The sequence below is a fragment of the Burkholderia pseudomultivorans genome (assembly GCF_902499075.1).
Classification (GTDB): Bacteria; Pseudomonadota; Gammaproteobacteria; order Burkholderiales; family Burkholderiaceae; genus Burkholderia; species Burkholderia pseudomultivorans.
Genome location: NZ_CABVPP010000133.1, coordinates 1 through 1,381 on the forward strand (window position 1 = coordinate 1; position 1,381 = coordinate 1,381).

Sequence of the window (1,381 nt, forward strand, 5' to 3'; positions counted from 1 at the left end):
TGGATGCGTTGTTGGGGAATCTGGCTTCGAACCTGCTGGCGGGTGGGGCGGGGGCGGTGGTTGGGGGTGGGGCTGGGGCTGGGGCGATCTCTGGGGCGAGTGTGGATTGGTTTAATCGGCAGTTGCACGAGGACGGTAAGGCGAAGGAGCAGACGCTGGCGAAGAAGCTGGCAGCGGAAAGCGCCGGAAAATATACGATGCAGCAGATTCAAGACCAGATGGCGCAAATGGATCTGGTGATGAGCGATGGAGGGGTGTTGCCGGGCAATGTGCGAGTAGCGTCGGGAGAGATGCCGCAGGACGGGACGGAGTGGGCGCGGTATGGCGTGAACAAGGCGGGTCAGACGGTGTGGACGCAATCGTTGGGTCCGGGCGATCCTGATTTGCAGGCGTATATTGCGAAGGGAGCACAGGGTAGCGGGTTCTCGTATCAGTCGACGACGACGGGCAAGAATCCGGGGTTGTTCCGGTTACCGGATTTCGTGAACTTCCAGGTGGATTACTTCGTTGGAAGCGTGTGGGGGACATTTACACGGGATGGAAACGCATTCTTCGGCGGAGGATTGAACATGGGGCTGCCGAACACGGTTGGTGCTGGCGTGAATATATCGGCTGGCTATTTGAATACGAGTACAGTCAGGCCGGGCCAGACAAATAACTTTGCTGACGGATACGCAGGTGGGGGGGCCGCACTGTATGGTGGTTTAGGAGGCGGCATTATGGTGTCGCCTGGTAATGGTACGGCCACCATTATCGGCTTCGGTGCAGGTGTGAACGTAGGGAAAACGAACAATCCTGCATCTGTTGGTTGGGGTTTCTCCGTTGATCAAGGTGAAACGGGAGTTAGGTGGTAGCCATGGGACCGTCAATTACATCTGTTCCGAAGACGCGAGCACAGAAAATCGTCTGGTGGTGTTGTTTTGCGGCGATGATGGGCTTCATCGTGTACGTGGTGTTGAAGAACATCTTTTTTAGTTGAACGACCGAGCACGGCGTATGCCGGGTTCGGTGTTTATGCTGACGTTGCAGGCCGACGACGTCGAGGCCGTTGTTGAGCGGCGAATTGTTCGTCGTGGTGGATGCGGTCCTGAATCTCCTGTTCGGTCATGTCGCGATTGGCGATGCGGTCGTGGTGATCGGGGGAGATGGTCAATTGCTGGAAGCGGTAATTGACGGAGAGCAGCACATGGCGCTGACGTTCTCGGATATCCGGAATCGTTCGGAATACGCTGCGAGCAGTGTCGGGATCAGCGCGGGTGGCGGCGTGGGCAACGGAGGGAACAGCTACGCGACGCATGGGCCGCAGAGCGGGAAGAACACCGGCGGTGCGTTGCCGCTCTTTGTCAGCGAGAGCGATAGCAGTAGCGCGACGACGAAGAGC

2 protein-coding genes are annotated in these 1,381 nt (G+C 58.0%); both read left to right on the forward strand.

Annotation, left to right across the window (positions count from 1 at the left end; all coding sequences use genetic code 11):
- A partial coding sequence (locus BST28156_RS34475) for a hypothetical protein (protein ID WP_437341313.1) occupies window positions 1–854 on the forward strand: 854 nt, incomplete at its 5' end.
- 197 nt (window positions 855–1,051) lie between these two features.
- A partial coding sequence (locus tag BST28156_RS34480) for a hypothetical protein (protein ID WP_174904579.1) occupies window positions 1,052–1,381 on the forward strand: 330 nt, incomplete at its 3' end.